The following is a 17,532-nucleotide window of genomic DNA, read 5'->3' as shown; positions in this document are numbered from 1 at the left end:
CCGAGGGGATCGTAAGTTGGCTATCGTACGGAAGTTCGACCCGAACAATTGGGTGTTAGTGCCCACCAGGCACGCCTTAGAACGACTCAGGAAGAGGGAACTGTCGCCGTCGGCCGACGTCCCCGAAGCCGTCCACGCACTCAGGAGGTTAGCCTCGACCGCTAAAGTGCTAATAAAGAACGACGTATGGATTGCGGTGGGAACCGAAAGGGTACTAGTGCTCTCCGAGATGAGAACCGTGCCGCTAGAGAAGTACCAGGACGAGTTGAAGCGTCATTTGGACAGATTACATCCCGCTTACACCGTGTATGTGATCACTGCGGAGGGATGTCGTCCAACCTCGGCAGATCGTCTGGATGTCGATGATCTAGCGACAGAGTTCGAGTACGCCCGATTCTCGGGAGAAGCGCGCACATTGGTGCTCGTCCGAGAGGGTGAAAGGGCGTTAGCGGTCGTTACGGTACGTCCACCGCGAAAGAGAGAAAGAAAGCTCATCGAATGACCCGCTCAAGTAGCTCGGCCACGAGCTTACCTTCTCGCTCGTCCCGGGCGGTGGTCACCACGAAAATCTCCTGGGTGGCCGCCCCTTCGGAGAGGAGTAGTTTCACGTTACCACTGCCACTGACCCGCGACACCTTCAGTCGAACTCCCCCACCTCCACGCGATCCTTTAGCTCCTATACGACCCGGTATCACCTTCTTGACGTAGGGTACGGAAGCTACCTTGAGTACGAGTTCCCTCCCACGCCGACCACCGATGATCGTCGAGTGACTACCACCTAGCTTACGCTCCGGTGGTTCTTCGACGCGGTCCAGCCGCCGGTCGGCCCGAAGCTCGGCCTGCAGAGACCTTACAACATCGTCGAAATCGTCCCTCACCGTGCGAACGGTTACTCCGGATATCCTCTCCACGATTTCGACTATCCACGGTGGGGTGCAGACAGCCGTCGCGGCGTGTGGTGCCGCTGAGTGGAGAAGCTCTCCTAGTCTCTCTGCAAGGTTCCGAAGCATGATCCCGTCCGGATCCCTTGAAAACGACTGGTGGACTGTGTGAACGTCGCTCTCGTTGACGAACGCTACGACGTACCTGACATCCTTCGGGTATACTTGAAACGCGGCGACTTCGAAGGACGGTTCCCCGCAACGGAGACATTTAAGAGGTAATTCGACGGGGTATCCGCAGCGCCGACACCTCGTCACGTTACCCACCCTCGCATCGGGGGATGTTCTAGGCCATGATCATGGAGATACTTAACAAGCACAAGGAAAAGTTGGTGAAACTCAGGGTGTTCAGCCACGGTGACCGCATGATACTCTCAGCTCGGTTCTCGGCGGACGACTTCGACGAGGCGTACGAGATGCTTCAGGAGATTATGGAAGAGGAACCCGAGGTAGTCTCCCTAGATTCGGACAGGGAGTTCGGCTACGCGGTGACGTTGATGGAGGACGTTACTGAGGAGTACCAAGAGATCCGGGAGCGCGTCCACGAACTCATGCGTGAGCTCGTAGAGGGAGGGGAAGGGAAGGAGGAGTTCCCACTCCCGATTTTCGAAGCTTAACGACCTAAGAGCCTGTGCGCTTTACCCAGATGTCCTGCCGCCAGTGCAGCTACGAGTGACAGCTCACCCGCTAAGACCGCGGCGGCGACCACTTCGGCGAACTCTTTAGCGTTGACACCGGGCGGGTCTCCCCCACCAGCCACACCGAGAATTTCCAGACACTCGCGCTGCGTCTCCACTCCGGTGCCCCCTCCAACCGTTCCTACGTTCAAGCTGGGAATTGTCACACTGGCGTACAGATTACCGTCCTCCGTGACCTCCATCGTGGTGTACCCAGTGGACCCATCGACAGCGTGCGCCTCATCCTGGCCTGTAGCGATGAAGATAGCGGCCACAACGTTCGCGTGATGCGCGTTGAACCCGATGTTACCGGCGGCCGCGGAACCCACCAGGTTCTTCCTGTAATTGACCTCGGCCATGGCTTCCGGAGTGGTCTTAAGCTTCTCCTCGACTATATCGCGCGGGACTTCGACTTCGGCCACCACCGTTCGACCTCGGCCCAGTACGTTGTTGAGCCACGAGGGTTTCTTGTCCACACAAACGTTCCCGCTTATCGAAACGCACTTCGCGTCCTGATACTTCTTCTCGATCCAGTTCACAGCTTCCTCGGTGGCGATAGTGACCATGTTCATACCCATCGCGTCCTTCGTATCGAACTCGAACCGGAGGAATACGTGCCTACCAACCACGAATTCCTGAATATCGAGCAGCTCACCGTGACGTGTGGTACTCTCGGCCACCTCTTTGATCTCGTCGAAGTGCTTACATACCCACTCGCAGAACTCCAACGCCTCACGAGCGGACGGCAGTTTGAACACCGGAGCACGCGTCATTCTGTCTCTCACTATCCTCACGTGGGCACCGCCCGAATCGGTGATAGTCGAACAACCTCGGTTGACGGAGGCCACTAACGCCCCCTCAGTCGTCGCGAGTGGTACGTAGTACTCCCCCTCTGCGTACTCCCCGTGCACTAACAGCGGACCTGCGACACCGACCGGTACCTGGACGGCTCCGATCATGTTCTCGATGTTCTTGTCCATCGCACGGTTCGCGTCGATAGTGTACTCGCCGAGGTGCTTGAGCTCCGCGCCGGTCAACCGCTCCAGCGCACGACGTCGAACTTCTGTGGCTACCTCACTATCACCGTCGGTATACTTCTCCACTTCGTGGAACTTGATCTCACCTTCCACTACCTTGCTCACGAGCTCCTCGATCTTCTTCTCATCCACGAAGAACAGCCCCCGACGGACACTCTGGGACGGAGCCTAAAAGTAGCTCGAAGCGTACCCGGGTCCGACACCGGTCCCTACGGGCTTTGCCGTTTGCCACGATAGTCTCGGCGACCTCCGATAGTTGGTCACGTAACTATAGTATCACGTAACAGTGTCGCCACCCGTCGGTGGAGTAGTCCGGCACGTACACTCGGCGGGAACTGAGTGAAGGCCCTGATGCTAGGGCGAATAATTCGCAGCCGCTTCAGGAGCGAGACGGTGATGGAGTCCTCGCACAGACAGCTCATTCGCCGACAGTCGACTTGAGCCCGCCGCGTGTCCCCCGACCACGTCTCGCGTCCCATGGAGCGAACCTACGTCGAGGGTGGGAAACTGAACGCCGATGTAGCTGTGGCCTCGTAAGTAGACGTTCTCTTCACCTTATACCTCAGATCGAGGCAGAGACCCGGTTGAATCCGTTGGCACCACGATCTCGGTCTTATCATCCCTTGCTACCCCTTGCTACCGAATCCAGTTAAAACATCCGAGAAGGGCTCCACGGAAATCATCTCACTATCTAAACCACGTCCACACCCGAATCCGTAATTAGCTTGAGAAACTCCGAAGCTCCAACAACAACTTTAACACTATAGTCGGAAATAATAACCATGGCTTTGATGGTTAATTCACAAACGTATGCCTTAAAATTGTCGTCTATTAAATCCTCTCTAGCCTCGTCGATCAGCGGAAGGGATTCCGGATATCGGGTTCTTTCGATCTCTCGCTCAACGAGCGCCGTGGCGTCGTCCACGAAGCCAAAAATTATGGTATTCGAACTTGCCACCAACGCCACTCCCGATATTGGTAACTCCGCATGCGCACGCTCCGGATTGACGACGCCGGCACTTTGTGCTATCATAGCCGAATCCGTCTCGTCGGTCGACGGTGATGGCTCGGCACACGTCCCGACGGTACCGTAGGTCAAGGTACCACCAGTCGAGATAGAGGTCGGAACGTATGCGATCCGCGGTTCAACCCGGGGGAAAGCCTTTGACGGTGCTTTCGGACCGGGACATCAAGCGGGCTCTGAAAGAGGGCGATATCGTCGTGAAACCACTCGAGGAGGAGTATCTCGAGGAAGCCCTCGGACCGGCCAGTCTGGATCTGCGCTTAGGCAACGAGTTCGTGGTGTTCAAGACGCTCCATAAGCCCTGCATAGACCCAACTGTCGACGCCGGTGAGAACACGGAGCAGGTAGTGATCGATGAGGACGAAGAGTTCGTGATCAATCCAGGCGAGCTCGTGTTGGCCGTCACGCACGAGTGGATCGAGATCAACGCACCGGACATAACCGGAGTCCTTCACGGACGCTCGTCGTTGGGCAGGCTCGGAATACAAGCCCACGTCGAGGCCGGGTACGTGGACCCTGGGTGGCGTGGGCGGCTGACGCTAGAACTGGTTAACTTCAACCCCATGCCAGTCAAGCTGCGTCCCGGCATGCGGGTGGTGCAAATAGTATTCCACAGGCTCTCCAGCCCCGCGGAGCGTACCTATGCGGAGTCCAGTGGTAAATACCACGGGGACGAGAAACCGTCACCCTCTAAGATGCACTTGGACTTCTGTCGCGGATAACAATCGATCTTCGGGCCGTTAATACCAGAGGGCGCAGCCGGTAGATCAGGGGATACCGTTGGCCTTCAGACAGTACCTATTTCCCGACTTCCTCGACGTTATTTACCGACCCGCCCGGCGCGGTGAATGCCGACACGACAGGAACTGGCACTTCGGGAGCATGACGGTCACACCGCTCGATCCCGAAGAACTTCACAGTATCTCCGTCGATGTGATGCTCGCGAGCCCCGATGTTCATCATTCGTGCCTATCAGCGCGATTGAGATGTGCCACCATTCTATCCGCCGCCGTTCACCACAATCATCCCACTCCCCACCGGATCACTACTCGGATACCCTGGCCGTCGGGGCTCCCCGTGCCCTCCATCATACGGGTGCCTCCGGGGGCTATCTCCCACCAGCGTCGGTACAACGTGTCCATGCCCTACCCACCTGACCCGGGCCCGTTCTCCCGAAAGTCAATATTTGCCTCGGCGCTCGCCCTAACCCTGCGAGACCGGGGGATCGTAATTGAATGCGACACTTCGGATCCGGAACAGACCCGTCGCTGAATCGACCTACACTTCGATGAGGGGAGCGGAAGCCGAGGTCGTCCGAGTTAATCGAGAGGAGCGTGAAATACACCCTAAACCACCTTTCGAGACCGGAACCATGCTTCAGGCAGCTACCCGACGACTTCGACTGTCGTCCGAGCGCGTCATGCAGCTGGCTCAGGACCTATTTGAGGGGGGCTTCATCACATACCACCGGACCGACTCTACCAGAGTCTCGGAAGAGGGCAAGCGCGTGGCTCGGGATTACATTCGGGCTAACTTCGACCCCGAGGACTACAATCCGAGGACCTGGGAACCCGAGGCCGAGCACGTCGAAGGCGCCCACGAGTGTATAAGACCAACCAAACCTGCCGACGTCGAGGAGATACGAACTATGGTTCGTGAGGGAGCGATTCGAACCACCGTCACATTGACTTCCCACCATTTACGCCTTTATGATCTCGTCTTTCGACGTTTCGTAGCCAGCCAGATGAAGCCCGCGAAGGTTCTCTACCAGGAGGCCGTACTGGAAGTCGAAGTCGAAAGAGTGCCCGTCGCGGAGCTCGAGCTCAGCGGGGTTTTAGAGATCGTCGATCCGGGCTTCACTAAGGTCCTAACGGAATACGACCTGCCGGCGTACGGCATCCGGGAGACCCCGGAACTGGAAGAGGGAGACCGGCTCAAAATAGGAGACGTAGAGGTGTTGGAACGACATGAAGAGTACCCGTACGATCAGTCGGAGTTGGTTGAAGACATGCGAGAGCGGGGGCTTGGCCGTCCTAGCACCTACGCGCAGATAGTTGAGAAGCTGTTTCGACGCGGATACGTGTACGAGGTACCGCAACGGAGGTGGATATTCCCGACGACCCGTGGTGAAGCAATCTACGAGTATCTCAGTGCTAATTACGAGCGGTTCGTATCGGAGGAGACGACGAGAGATCTTGAGGAACGCATGGACGCTGTAGCACTAGGTAAGGCCGAGTATCAGGAGGAAATGGAGGAACTCTACCTAGAGCTCGAAAGGGTCGTCGAAATGCCCGACCCGGAACCGTGATAACCGAATTACGTGTGGAGGTGGGACCCCATAAGGCGCAAAGTGTATTTCTTTTCGGAGACGGGGAACACTCGAGTAATCGCCCAAGTGATCGCTTCGACCACGGGAGCCTCGCTCGTCGAGATCCTCAGCGGTAACGAACGCTTGGATGCCGAGCTCGCCTTCCTCGGCACCCCAGTTCACGCGTTCCGACCGGCGGAGCCGGTTCGTCACTTCGTGCGCAACAACGACTGGAGCGACGTGAAAGTCGCACTATTCTGCACGTACTCCTTACACTGGGGTAAAACCATCAAATGGATGCGTGAGAGGATCGAACGAGCCGACGGGGAGGTGATCGGGGAACTAACCATAAAGGGAGAGCACCCTTTCTTACCTTTGATCGCCAGAGGGCACCCAGACGAACAAGATATCCAAAAAGCCCGTAAGTTCGCGAAAGAGGTGCTCCGGAAGGCTCGGGGGTGAACCTAGTTGCCCTCAGAAGAGGAAGTGTTAAAGGAGCTCAAGAGTGTGAAAGACCCACACACGGGACTCGACATAGTCTCGATGAAGCTCATCGAGGAGGTGAACGCAGACGATGAGAACATCGAAGTCATCATCCGGCCCACTAACCCGTTCTGTCCCTCCGCACTGATGATCGTGGAACAGGTCAAGGCTGCCCTCCAGTCCGCCTTCGAGGGCGTGAACGTCGATGTGAAGCTGGTCGGACACGTGTTGACGGAGGAAGAAGAATGACCTGCGAACTCTGCGGGGCTCCCGCATCCTCGTTTTTACGCGTGTGTAGGGAGTGTATCTTGAACCGTTGGGATAAAGCCCGAGAGATCCTCCGAGAGGCGCACGCTGAAGCGAGGAGGGAGCTTGGACTCCCACCGGAGCCGCCGTCGGGAGGGCTCGAGTGCGGCGCCTGCGTGAACCGGTGTAGGATACCCGAGGGGAAGGTAGGGTACTGCGGTGTCGTTCGAAACGAATGCGGTGAGATAGTCCGCGAGCACATCGGCCGCGCATATCTGGATCCCCATCCTACCAACTGCGTGGGAGCGTGGGTCTGCCCTGGTGCCACCTCTCGCGGGTACCCGAAGTACACGGAAACACTGGGGCCCGAGCGCGATCGATACAACCTAGCCGTATTCTACGGTGGATGTACCCATCACTGCTTCTTCTGCCAAAATTACGAACATTGGATGGAACGTGAGCGGCTGAGTTCCGAAGATTTGAAACGTCGTGCCTCCGATCCGGACGTGACGTGCGTGTGTTTTTTCGGTGGTGATCCAACCCCCCATTACGACCAGGTTATAGAGATCGGATGTGAGTGGGAAGAGCTCCGCGTTCGCGTGTGCTTGGAAACGAACGGAAGCTTAAGACCGAAACTCATGCGTAGAATCGCCGAGATCTGCTACGAGTCCGGTGGAGGTTTTAACATGGACGTCAAGGCGTTCGATCCACGGATATACTACGCCTTATCCTTCTCCGACCCCGAGTACACGTTTAAGAATCTCGAGATCATCGGTCGGGAATTCGCGCGAGAAGATCCACCGATCCTCCGTCCGAGTACCTTAGTAGTGCCAGGGTATATTACGCCCGAGGATGTAGAGAAAATTGCGGAGTTTCTGGCTTCCATCGACGAAGGCATACCTTACCGGATTCTCCAGCACGTGCCTCAATACCACTCGGCGGATCTCGGTTACACGACGGTCCGTGTTATGCGAGAGTGCAGACGCGCCGCCGAGCGTCATTTGGAAAACGTCGACGTTTGTATATACCGATACGTTTGAAGTTAACTTGAAATAATTTCCATCTAACTCTAACTAGCTCGGGGAGAGGACGCGTTGACCCTAGTACTGGCTTACGCCGGGACGGACGGTGCTCTCGTGGCCGGGGACCATCGCATCCTAGTCGCTCGTATGGACGAAGAAAAGATGCGGGAAGTGGAGGAAAAACTGTACTCCGGTGAAATAAGAACGGAAGAAGAATTGGAATCGTTCCTGAAAGATCTCGAGGTCGAGGGTGGTTACTTCGAGTTCCATGACGATAGGAAGAAGGTTTGGAAAGTTAACGACGAGGTGGTGGCCGGAGAGGTCGGTGTAAGATCTGCCAAAGGCGTCCGGAGACGCCGTGTTTATGCTACTCCCGGAGCCCACGCTATCATCGAACTCGAAGGAGAAAAAGTTCTATCCAAAAATTTCGGCGGCCCCGCCCTGATCGTGGAAGGTCCTAAGGTCGTCAAGGAACTGGTGATTGAGTTCGTGGATTCCGAGCTCGGAGGGAAGCCAGACCTAGAATCCCTACGAAACGCACTGGATGATATTTTCGAGTACGTGTCTTCCAACACCGTCCTCGTGAGCTCCGAGTACGACGCGTTCGAGGTAAAGGGCAGGGTGGACCACCTGGCTCGGATTCACCTCCAAAAGGCCATCGACGAGGACATCGAACGACTCCGCAAGTATAGACGACGGCTCGTTGAGGAGATGCTCAAGCATATCCGGGAAGGTTACGATATCTTGAAGGAAGGGGTGGTCGGCGAAGTTGTCGAGGTCGGCACCGAGGAGGAGGGTGAGGGTGTGGAGGACGTTCCTCCCGAGCGGCGGATCGTCGTCAGGCTCGTGGAGGACGTCGACGCCAGGCACATGGGAGATGTGGTCGCCGGTCCCGGTGAAGAGATCGTCATGGCCGTCGAAGGTGATCCCGAGAAGGTAGAGCCGGGCGATACGGTGGTGGTGAAAGACGGGATAATGAAGATAGATGGAAAGGATCTGCCCGTAGTAACGGGGTACTCAATCTGTCGAACGAGACGTTGAACCGGTGGACGGACAACACTACAATGTTCTTCGCTGGTACAGGCGGCGGACGCTTCGCTATGATCACTCAGAAACGCAGAACCGGAGGTTTCCGTCTTGAGTTCCCGGACTTCCATCTCCACGTGGATCCAGGGCCTGGATGTCTTCTGAGTACCAGACTCTCCCGACGACCCACCACGGCCGTCGACGCCGTGTTCGTCTCCCATTCACATCCCGATCACTACGCCGAAGCCGAGGTACTCGTCGAGGCTATGACACGCGGCGGGACTAAACGTCGTGGCATCTTCGTAGGCTCCGTTTCCGCAGTGGAAGGGTGTTCCGATGACTCCGGTGACTACGGTCCCGTCCTCAGCGCTTACCACCGAAGCCTACCGGAAGAAGTGATTGCGCTCGAACCCGGCGATGAGGTAGACCTACCGGTCGGAACCCTCGAAGCGGTACCGACCGCCCATGGGGACCCTACCGGTATCGGGTTCCGTCTCGAAACAGAGGACGACTCTATCTACTACACCGGAGACACGGAGCTCCGTGAAGATCTCTTCGAGGTGATAGAAGACGTGACCGTTGCTATAGTCAACGTCGTAAGGCCGGGATCGGATAGGATCAGAGGACATCTTTGCACCCGCGACGTGATAGAGTTAGTCTCGGAAGCACCCGAACTCCGGAAGGTTTTCATAACACATTTCGGAATGAAGATGCTTAGGGTAGGTCCCGGGCGCGAAGCGAGGCGTATTGAGCACGAGACTGGCGTCGAAACCGTCGCTGCCCGGGATGGACGCGCCTATGATCTGTGAATTACCGTGAGTGGCGGCCAACGTATCGCGGACGTGCGAAGAGCCGCAGCTACGCGCCCAGAATACGTCTCCGAAGCTTCGATAACGCCTTAATCCCCCTAGATGAGCCCCGTTAGGCGTTGAATCAGCGGGGAGGGATACCTACGGCCTTCTCCTCGATCACCGTGAAGTCGTTCGGATCCTCACCGTAGCGCCGTAGGAGATCTCGGAACGAGCTACCCTTCCAGATGAAAGATACGCCACCGATTAACACGTGGACGTCCTCGAACTTCTCTTTCGCCCACTCCATCAGATCGATGGTCATAGCCTCGAGGTTCCTAGGGTTCACGAGGGTTCTATCGGCACCGCTGTCTTCGGACTCCTCGAGCCCAATGAAGACCACGTACACCTCTTCTCCTTCCTCGACGAGCCTCGCGACGGGTTCTGGGTCTTCTTCGGTACCCTCACGCACGGCCACGTAGACCCTATCCACTACCTTCGAGTCGACCCGGGGTGCCACCTCCGATGCGATCCTTTTTGCTACCTCCTCCTTCATTCTTCCCACTCCCTCACCGGCTCGAACTCGGCTACATCGACCTTCTCTGGGAGCCCGCCATACATCTCCTTGAGCCCCTCTAGACATTCCTCGGGGCTCTCGAATCCGGCCTCCTGATAGAACCTCTCGGCAGCTTCCTTAGGGTCCAGGTCCTTCTCGACGTTCCTGACTACCGTTTCGATACAGCGCATGGTTCCGGCCTTGAAGTTCTTGAATATGAGCGTATCGCCCGGCTCCAGATACCTGAACGATCGGTGATCGGACGGCCGTATCTCTGCGGTTTTCAGACCCTCGGTGATCAGATCGAAGAATTCCTCCCTAGTCATGATCTCGATCACGCGGCGAGGCGGCCTCTCTCCGAGCCTCACTCGGAGCCGTTCCACCTCGAATTCCGGGATCCACACACGAGCTACTTTGTTCTTAAGATCTAGATTCTCTAGTTTGACGATCAGCTCTTCCCCGGGTATGAATAGTAGCTCCAAATCCACCGGTTCGGGCCAGTCTAAAGCCGCCCGGATCGCTCCGGCCGGTAGGAACACGCCGAACGGTAGGCCGAGCTCCAGCTGAATACCCTGATCTCCCTTTATCTGCACAACCACAGCTTCGACGTACTCTCCTACGGCCCGGTGTGGATTCTGAGCGACCTCGGAGCGGCTCAGTACGCGATCAGGGACTTTAACCATGGTCTTCACCTCCCGGGTCGGGTATCGGGGTCCTCGATCATCCCGGTCTCCTCCTGCCGGTCTCCTCATCCCCGGGGTCGTACATATCTTCTAGAGAGAGTGGGTCAAGATTCGGGTTCCTGGAACCCCTCTTCCCCTACGAGTGGTACGAACGCACATCCACCGTGCCGACGACGCCTGACTTCTCCGTCCTCGGTCTTCTCCACCAACCACAACTCCTGCATGTGTCGATCTCCTACCGGAATGACCATTTTCCCTCCTGGCTTCAGCTGCTCCAGCAGGCTTTCCGGGACGTCCGGAGCGCCTGCCGTCACCAGAATACGGTCGTACGGAGCCTCGGGCTGGTAGCCCTTGGTTCCGTCCCCCACCAACACCTTCACGAAACGGTCGTATCCGGTTTTCTTCAGGTTATTCCGAGCGAAGTCCGCTAGTTCCGGGATCCTCTCGACCGTGATCACACGACCATTTGGTTTTACCAGTTCGGCTACCACGGCGGCGTGGTATCCCGAACCAGCCCCTACCTCGAGCACCTTATGCCCAATCCGTGGATCGAGCAATTCGGTCATCAACGCCACCATGTGCGGGGCCGAGATGGTTTGTCCCTTGCCGATGGGCAAGGGCGAGTCGACGTAAGCCCGATCTCGGAGGTCCTCCGGGACGAACTCATGGCGCGGCACCTTGAGCATAGCTTCGGCCACGCGATCCGATCTAATATAACCCAGGGACTTCAACCGCTCCACCAGACGCTCACGGGCGCGCCGAAAGACCTCATCGTCTTCAGCCAACGCCGTCCCCCCACCGGCTGATGACCGTAGGGGTTTTGGACGTGTCGGAGCGCGGAGCCGTCGGGGGTGTGTCAGATGTCCACGGTGCGGTTAGGTCTCGTCGTAACGGAATTCAACCGGGAGATAACCTACGCGATGGAGGAACTTGCGGTCCAACACGCCAAGGATCTCGGGGCAGAGGTCGTCGAACGCGTCCTCGTTCCTGGGTCCTTCGAGGTACCGTTGGCGGTCAGGAAGCTCCTCGAGCGTGACGACATCGACGCCGTCGTAACCCTCGGTGCGATCATCAAGGGTGACACAGACCACGACCAGGCTATCGCGCAACAGGCGTTCAGAAAGATACAGGATCTTATGGTCGAGTACGGTAAGCCCGTGGCGCTAGGTATCTCCGGCCCGGGCATGACCAGGATGGAAGCCCTGGAGCGCGTCCACTACGCTAAGCGCGCCGTAGAAGCCGCCGTCAAGATGGTCCGACGGTTGCAGGAGTTAGAGGGCGAATAGCGACCCGCCTGGTAGGCAGAAGGTGATGCGCTGTCCCTCCTCCTGTCCCGACGCGAAGCGGAACGAGTATCGCTTCTACCTCCTAACATCTCCGCCCCAGTAAGGCACACCGACGGTCCGACTGGTGCTGGAGAACTAGTCGAGGTACCGAGTGACCGGGTCTGTCGGCAGCGTAACATATAAGTATGCTGACGATCGTGGTCCGGATGAACGCGCCGCGGCAGCTTAGCCTGGTTAGAGCGCGGGACTTGTAATCCCGTGGTCCCGGGTTCAAATCCCGGCCGCGGCTCCAGCCTAAATCGTTATGGGATTCGAAACGAACGACGTCCCACGGGACTCCTTATAGACCATAGCAGGCAGCGAGGCACTCATTAGGTACCTGCTCCTACGTCCAGTCGGGGCTCAGCTTGGGTTACGAGGACGAGTTCCCCAAGTCGCTCGAACTCTTCAAGCGTGCCGAGCAAGTGATGCCGGGCGGCGTGAGCAGCCCGGTCCGCCGGTTCGACCCGTACCCGTTCTACGTCGAGAGGGCCGAGGGCTCGCGCCTGTACACCGTAGACGGTCACATCCTGATAGACTACTGCCTGGCCTTCGGTCCATTGATACTTGGACACGCACATCCCGAGGTCGTAGAGGCCGTGATCGAGCGAGTGCGGGAGGGTTTCCACTACGGTACACCGGCGCTTCCCGAGCTGGAGCTCGCGGAGAAGGTCGTCGAGCTGGTCCCGAACGTGGAGAAGGTGAGATTGGTGAACACCGGCACCGAGGCGACGATGAGCGCGATACGGCTCGCCCGCGCGTACACGGGCCGCGAGAAGGTGGTGAAATTCGAGGGATGCTACCACGGAGCTCACGACGCTGTGCTCGTCCGAGCGGGATCCGGAGCTTCCGAGCTCGGAGCGCCCGACTCACCGGGCATTCCGGAATCGGTGGCGGAGAACACCCTTGTCTGCCCGTTCAACGACGTCGAAGCCTTCGTGGAGACCGTGGAGAGGTTCGACGAGGAGATCGGCGCGGTGATCGTGGAACCAGTACTGGGTAATGCCGGCTGCGTACCACCAGATGAGGAGTTCCTGAAAGTGCTTCGCGAGTACTGCGACGGGACCGAGCGGCTGCTCATCTTCGATGAAGTGATCACCGGATTCCGACTGGGGTTGGGTGGTGCTCAGGAGTACTACGGTATCGACGCGGACCTCGTCTGCCTGGGTAAGATCCTTGGAGGAGGTCTACCGATAGGGGCCTTCGGAGGCCCGGAGGAATACATGTCGCGCGTCGCACCGGAGGGTAAAGTATACCAGGCCGGCACGTTCAACGGCAACCCGGTGTCGGCCACGGCGGGCCTGGTTACACTCGAGATACTCGAACGCGAACGACCTTACGGCGAACTATCATCTAAAGCGAAACGACTGGCTTCCGCCCTAGAAGACGGCCTCGAGGACCGCGGCATCGAAGGGGTCGTGAACCGAGTTGAATCCATGTTCCAGGTGTACTTCGGGATCGAAGAAGTCCGGGATTACGCCGGCGTCAACTCGGCCGATCACGATGCGTTCAAGCGATTCCACATGGAGTTGTTGGAGCGCGGCGTATGGATCGCGGCCTCGAATTACGAGGCTTGGTTCCTATCCATCGCACACACTGAGGAAGACCTGGAACGCACCGAGGAAGCCGTAGGAGAATCACTCGACCGACTCACGGGATGAGGAAGCCGTACCGTGGGAATCCACGATGACCTGACCTGGGCTTCCCCGACCGTCCCATCCCCAACGAATAACGAACCCGAGGGATGAGGATGGAGGTTTCGTCGGAGCTACGCGATGACGAACAGGGGCCTTATCCGACCCCCATCCTCCACTGACTGTCAGACTAAGTCACCGGTAACGTGCATGTTTGCGACCAGATCCCTCAACGACCCGTGGAACACCAGCCTATTACCGATCCACCTCGCACCGGAGATCGTTATCTTTATCGTCCTCATATTGCGGCCATAAATGTTGACCAGAAAACCACTATTAGTGCGGTAAGAATCGATAAATAGAGTACGTTCAGGGGCCGAGAGTGTCACCGCGCCTTTTCGCAATTTCCCTGTGATGATTACGGTTATGCCTACCCAACTGTGATTTACTACAAGAACGCGCACTGTAATCTTGTGGCCGTACCGTTCCACCCCTATCAGGACATTACGTCGAAGTGACCCGGCGCGATCGTCGGCTACCCAGACACGTCCCGTGGGCGACAACTCCCTTACGACGTACTCCTCACTAACCCGAACCGGTGGTACGTAAAGCAGTATTTCGCTACCTTTCCTTGCCGTTAACAGTAGTCGCGTGTTGGAATCTGGAAACGTTCGAACAACTTCAGCGACTTCTCGCGGTTTCCAAGAGCACGTAAACGGTAGAGATCCCTCAGGCACTGTAGCTACGACTTTTTTGCTACAAAACGACCTGTAGAACAGCTTCCAATGCTCTTTCAGGACATAAGCCGGTTGTACACCGACGAATTCACATCCATACATTGCGTCCGTTAACCACCGATTGATAGTTAGTATGCAATATCCGTACAATGCTGCCGACGCAGACAAATACCCATCCGCTGCCAGTAGGGATAGGCTTATGGTAGTTAACAATGGCGTTACGACTAGAAGACGCGCTCCAACGATACTTCCAGAAATTGCGGTCAATGTTAAGATCGTGATAACACATTTTATCCATACTATTTTGAGAGCCGTAGGTAAAGACCTACAGGCCCTAACTATAATTGTAGCTATGACGATCCCAAATGGTAGTACATAAGGTAAATCATTGATTGTCGGTAGGGCTAGAACTGGATAAGCAATGAATGCAGTTGAAAGGAACGATAATAAACATAATATTAAACCATGTATACGGTCTGGCGGTAAATGATTAGGATGAGCTGGATAACATGGGAAATACGTCATTATGCTCCAATGTACATAAGGATACTGTACTACAGTCCCTATTATAGAACCCAATAGTACTGGATTTGCAATTGTGACTTCCCTCTTGACCCATAACAAAGTTAAAGTCAGAATAATTACGACTATAATACTATAAAAGTGGATCGTTATTGCGCCTAACGCAAGTAGACCAGGCAGCAACCGTGAGTTAAGCATAAGTGCTATTATTGAGGCAGCAAGCACTGCTAGTGATTGAAAGAATGGTATGACTTTCATATAATTTGGAATACATACTAAGTACGTCGTGGTCGTTAGAGGTAGCACTACGAAGATAGGTAACCTTCCGCGTGCTATCAGTAGCAAGTCGATTATTGAGGAAGTTATCATCGCTGAGCTTATATGGTATTCGATCAGCTCAACTAGCACCGATCCGAATTGAACCGGCCAGCTCGCGGCGTCCTTCACATCCTTTGGATGGTACAAGCACGATAAAATCGACTCCGTGATCGCGATGTGACCGAGACCTGACGGATAATGGACCGGGCGGTACTCTCGTCTCAATGTGTCGTAGAAGACCGGGGGTTGCCCGGTGGTCAACAACGTCAACGCGTGGGAGGCGTGTCTAGACGGATCACTCATAGTGCCGCCGAGACTGCCCTTCGTTATATATAAAGTCAAGTCCGTTAACAGGCATGCCGCCAGCAATATTGCTGCTACGATCATTCTGTAACGTAGGTGTTGTCTGGGGTATTTTCGGGCTGTTCGTAGTCCTAGGACGAACCCGGGGATAGCAAGCAACCCGAACACGGGTACTATCCTCGGATCCACGAGATTGTACTCGAGTGCTACTCCACCGGCTACCGCCACGGGAGCTAAAGTCGAGGCCAAAACCACGGAACCCGCGGGCAGAGAAGCCACTCCCAACAACACGAGCAATATCAACACTAGGAGCCCTGAATCACCGTACAACCGTAAGTCCCCGCCGTCTCAACTCCCTGCGGACGTGGTCGTAGACTCTAATCGGCTCCACCTCGAGTGATGAGGGTGGGACTCCTATGTCCGAAAGCATTCCGGCCAGCTTGTCGATCTCTTCCGTTCGGAACAGATTGGGGATCGCCGGGTGGAAGGATATCCCTTCTTTAAAAAGATATTTGAGGCACCGGAGCTGTACATTGAACCCACTCGGGTCCGCGTTAGTGATTCGCGCGAACGATTGAGGATCGTACCCCTTCAGACACACGCGCACATGGACGTGTTCGTGATTCCCTAGCTCCCTCACAAACGAACGGTCGTTCCCAAGGATCGTGCCGTTCGTCTCCAAGATGAACTTCCGGTCGGGGAGCTCCCGCCCGCATAGCTCGATGAGCTCGAGGATGTGCATCTTACACAACGTCGGTTCGCAGCCGGAAACGCGCACGACATCGCCTTTCATGTTCTTCAGACACTTCACGACGTCTACGGGTCGGTAGAACTTCCAACGTCGGTCCCAGGGATGCCTCCGCGGGTAATTAACGTAACAGTAAGCGCAGTCGAGGTTACACCCCACTGCGTCTGCAGTGGCGCATCCACCGTAGAAGTGAGTCTCCCGGAATCGGTAGTATTTACGCCGACTTCCTTCACACACCCACTCACGCACGCGCTCCGCCGTCTCTAAAGGGTCATAACCCGGCATGGGGCGCCACTCTTGCATCACCTCTCACCCCGGCGGGGGCAGCACCCGTGACGCACGTCGTGCTGGTCGTCGGCCTCCTAGAAACCGACTCCGGCAAAACGACTGCCGCGTTGCCTCTGGTCTCTGCGCTCGACCTCGTACCGTTTAAGCCCAGGTCAGGTCACAACATATGGTTGCATTATGACCATACGTGCAGATGTGTAGATCTCGGGCTACCTGTCAGTCGTGACGTGCTCAAGCTGGCGAAGGTTGCCGAGGTCGATTTACCGTTGGTTACACTCAATCCGGTCCATCGTGTGTGGACGTCTCCGGACGTCGGGGTCGCGGTGAACTCCAACGTATCACTGAGGTACCTCTCCGCCCAGATCGACGCGTACGTCCTGATGGATCGGCTGGACGAAACCGTATTCCTGTATACGGAGGGGACCGAACTCAGGTATGTGCCCGATGAGACGATGGAGATGACCCGCGAGTGCGAGGTGAAGGAGGTCCGTGAGGAACCCGCCCCCGAAGAACTGTGTCGGACGATCGACAAGGCCTGGAGTCGAGTCCGTAAGGAGGGTCCCGTACTGGTTGAAAGCTTGAACAACCTGGCCGTTCCCTGGCCCGGCGTCCTCAAGTACGACGGCGTGGCCGTCGCCGTCGGCCCCGGTACGGCCTTGGTGTACGATCTCAGGGACTACGCCAGAGCCGCCGAGACGCTCGCCGGCCCGGAGGCGGTGACGCTGAGCCTGCTCGAGGTTCTGGAGCCTTTAGAGGTGGTCAGGCTCCCACCGGTCGATAAGACTCGAAGGTCTGATCCGCGAAAGCTTGAAGAAGAGTATCGGGAACTCATCGGTGCCGTCCAGGAGAGGCTGTAGGGGCGTGCC

General features: G+C 56.7%; 19 protein-coding genes and 1 tRNA gene. 13 read left to right on the top strand and 7 right to left on the bottom strand.

From position 1 onward, the window contains the following. Nucleotides 1-16 precede the first annotated feature (16 nt). Nucleotides 17-502: a hypothetical protein gene (locus tag BW919_RS02560; protein WP_088335504.1), complete on the top strand. Its 486-nt coding sequence runs from the start codon at nucleotides 17-19 to the stop codon at nucleotides 500-502. On the opposite strand, the gene BW919_RS02555 is transcribed toward BW919_RS02560, so the two are convergent. Next, nucleotides 492-1,199, bottom strand: coding sequence for a DUF2103 domain-containing protein (locus BW919_RS02555; RefSeq protein ID WP_088335503.1), 708 nt, complete (start codon nucleotides 1,197-1,199; stop codon nucleotides 492-494). The two genes, BW919_RS02560 and BW919_RS02555, sit on opposite strands and share 11 nt — an antisense overlap. A 35-nt stretch (nucleotides 1,200-1,234) precedes the next feature. Between BW919_RS02555 and BW919_RS02550 the strand changes: the two genes are divergently transcribed. Then, nucleotides 1,235-1,558 (top strand): hypothetical protein, encoded by a 324-nt coding sequence (locus BW919_RS02550; RefSeq protein ID WP_088335502.1) that lies wholly within the window; start codon nucleotides 1,235-1,237, stop codon nucleotides 1,556-1,558. On the opposite strand, the gene hmgA is transcribed toward BW919_RS02550, so the two are convergent. Then, entirely contained in the window at nucleotides 1,555-2,787 is a 1,233-nt protein-coding gene (gene hmgA / locus BW919_RS02545; protein WP_088335501.1) for a hydroxymethylglutaryl-CoA reductase (NADPH), read from the bottom strand. The genes BW919_RS02550 and hmgA overlap by 4 nt on opposite strands. Before the next feature lie 559 nt (nucleotides 2,788-3,346). Beyond that, nucleotides 3,347-3,754: a hypothetical protein gene (locus tag BW919_RS02540; RefSeq protein WP_088335500.1), complete on the bottom strand. Its 408-nt coding sequence runs from the start codon at nucleotides 3,752-3,754 to the stop codon at nucleotides 3,347-3,349. Between the two features lie 71 nt (nucleotides 3,755-3,825). On the opposite strand from BW919_RS02540, the gene dcd reads away from it, so the two are divergent. The 7 genes from dcd (at nucleotide 3,826) to BW919_RS02505 (ending at nucleotide 9,573) form a co-directional block, all read left to right on the top strand. Further along, nucleotides 3,826-4,401, top strand: a complete 576-nt coding sequence (gene dcd, locus BW919_RS02535) for a dCTP deaminase (protein WP_232452930.1) — start codon at nucleotides 3,826-3,828, stop codon at nucleotides 4,399-4,401. A gap of 509 nt (nucleotides 4,402-4,910) precedes the next feature. Next, nucleotides 4,911-5,987 carry a DNA topoisomerase gene (locus tag BW919_RS02530; RefSeq protein WP_088335498.1) on the top strand — a complete coding sequence of 359 codons (1,077 nt, stop codon included), beginning with the start codon at nucleotides 4,911-4,913 and terminating at the stop codon, nucleotides 5,985-5,987. 87 nt (nucleotides 5,988-6,074) lie between these two features. After that, a complete protein-coding gene (locus BW919_RS02525; protein WP_088335497.1) occupies nucleotides 6,075-6,449 on the top strand; it encodes a hypothetical protein in 375 nt (124 codons plus the stop codon). Between the two features lie 6 nt (nucleotides 6,450-6,455). Continuing rightward, nucleotides 6,456-6,719: a metal-sulfur cluster assembly factor gene (locus BW919_RS02520; protein WP_088335496.1), complete on the top strand. Its 264-nt coding sequence runs from the start codon at nucleotides 6,456-6,458 to the stop codon at nucleotides 6,717-6,719. Further along, complete coding sequence (locus BW919_RS02515) at nucleotides 6,716-7,756, top strand: radical SAM protein (RefSeq protein WP_088335495.1); 1,041 nt, start codon at nucleotides 6,716-6,718, stop codon at nucleotides 7,754-7,756. Before BW919_RS02520 ends, BW919_RS02515 begins: the two co-directional genes overlap by 4 nt. A gap of 54 nt (nucleotides 7,757-7,810) precedes the next feature. Continuing rightward, nucleotides 7,811-8,779 (top strand): DUF2121 family protein, encoded by a 969-nt coding sequence (locus BW919_RS02510; protein WP_088335494.1) that lies wholly within the window; start codon nucleotides 7,811-7,813, stop codon nucleotides 8,777-8,779. 23 nt (nucleotides 8,780-8,802) lie between these two features. Further along, nucleotides 8,803-9,573: an MBL fold metallo-hydrolase gene (locus BW919_RS02505; protein ID WP_157665919.1), complete on the top strand. Its 771-nt coding sequence runs from the start codon at nucleotides 8,803-8,805 to the stop codon at nucleotides 9,571-9,573. Nucleotides 9,574-9,697: 124 nt separating this feature from the next. On the opposite strand, the gene BW919_RS02500 is transcribed toward BW919_RS02505, so the two are convergent. The 3 genes from BW919_RS02500 to BW919_RS02490 all read right to left on the bottom strand — a co-directional run bounded on the left by BW919_RS02500 (nucleotide 9,698) and on the right by BW919_RS02490 (nucleotide 11,576). Further along, a complete protein-coding gene (locus BW919_RS02500; RefSeq protein ID WP_088335492.1) occupies nucleotides 9,698-10,108 on the bottom strand; it encodes a hypothetical protein in 411 nt (136 codons plus the stop codon). Continuing rightward, the gene (locus BW919_RS02495) at nucleotides 10,105-10,791 is read right to left on the bottom strand and encodes an ASCH domain-containing protein (protein WP_157665917.1); all 687 of its coding nucleotides are present in this window, start codon (nucleotides 10,789-10,791) and stop codon (nucleotides 10,105-10,107) included. Before BW919_RS02495 ends, BW919_RS02500 begins: the two co-directional genes overlap by 4 nt. Nucleotides 10,792-10,895: 104 nt before the next feature. Continuing rightward, the gene (locus tag BW919_RS02490) at nucleotides 10,896-11,576 is read right to left on the bottom strand and encodes a protein-L-isoaspartate O-methyltransferase (RefSeq protein WP_088335490.1); all 681 of its coding nucleotides are present in this window, start codon (nucleotides 11,574-11,576) and stop codon (nucleotides 10,896-10,898) included. A 75-nt stretch (nucleotides 11,577-11,651) separates the two neighbouring features. Here BW919_RS02490 and ribH point away from each other — a divergent pair, with 75 nt between their 5' ends. The 3 genes from ribH (at nucleotide 11,652) to hemL (ending at nucleotide 13,777) form a co-directional block, all read left to right on the top strand. Beyond that, nucleotides 11,652-12,077 (top strand): 6,7-dimethyl-8-ribityllumazine synthase, encoded by a 426-nt coding sequence (ribH, locus tag BW919_RS02485; RefSeq protein ID WP_088335489.1) that lies wholly within the window; start codon nucleotides 11,652-11,654, stop codon nucleotides 12,075-12,077. A 214-nt stretch (nucleotides 12,078-12,291) separates the two neighbouring features. Beyond that, nucleotides 12,292-12,369 (top strand) — tRNA-Thr (locus BW919_RS02480). A 115-nt stretch (nucleotides 12,370-12,484) separates the two neighbouring features. Beyond that, nucleotides 12,485-13,777, top strand: coding sequence for a glutamate-1-semialdehyde 2,1-aminomutase (gene hemL / locus BW919_RS02475; protein WP_088335487.1), 1,293 nt, complete (start codon nucleotides 12,485-12,487; stop codon nucleotides 13,775-13,777). Between the two features lie 2,172 nt (nucleotides 13,778-15,949). Here the strand turns inward: hemL and BW919_RS02465 are convergent. Continuing rightward, nucleotides 15,950-16,681 (bottom strand): radical SAM protein, encoded by a 732-nt coding sequence (locus BW919_RS02465; protein WP_088335483.1) that lies wholly within the window; start codon nucleotides 16,679-16,681, stop codon nucleotides 15,950-15,952. 29 nt (nucleotides 16,682-16,710) lie between these two features. On the opposite strand from BW919_RS02465, the gene BW919_RS02460 reads away from it, so the two are divergent. After that, nucleotides 16,711-17,523 carry a hypothetical protein gene (locus tag BW919_RS02460; RefSeq protein ID WP_088335481.1) on the top strand — a complete coding sequence of 271 codons (813 nt, stop codon included), beginning with the start codon at nucleotides 16,711-16,713 and terminating at the stop codon, nucleotides 17,521-17,523. The last annotated feature ends 9 nt before the right edge of the window (nucleotides 17,524-17,532 follow it).

It is taken from the genome of Methanopyrus sp. KOL6 (genome assembly GCF_002201915.1).
Taxonomy (GTDB): Archaea; JAADCQ01; Methanopyri; order Methanopyrales; family Methanopyraceae; genus Methanopyrus.
This window is presented reverse-complemented; position numbering and strand designations above follow the sequence as displayed.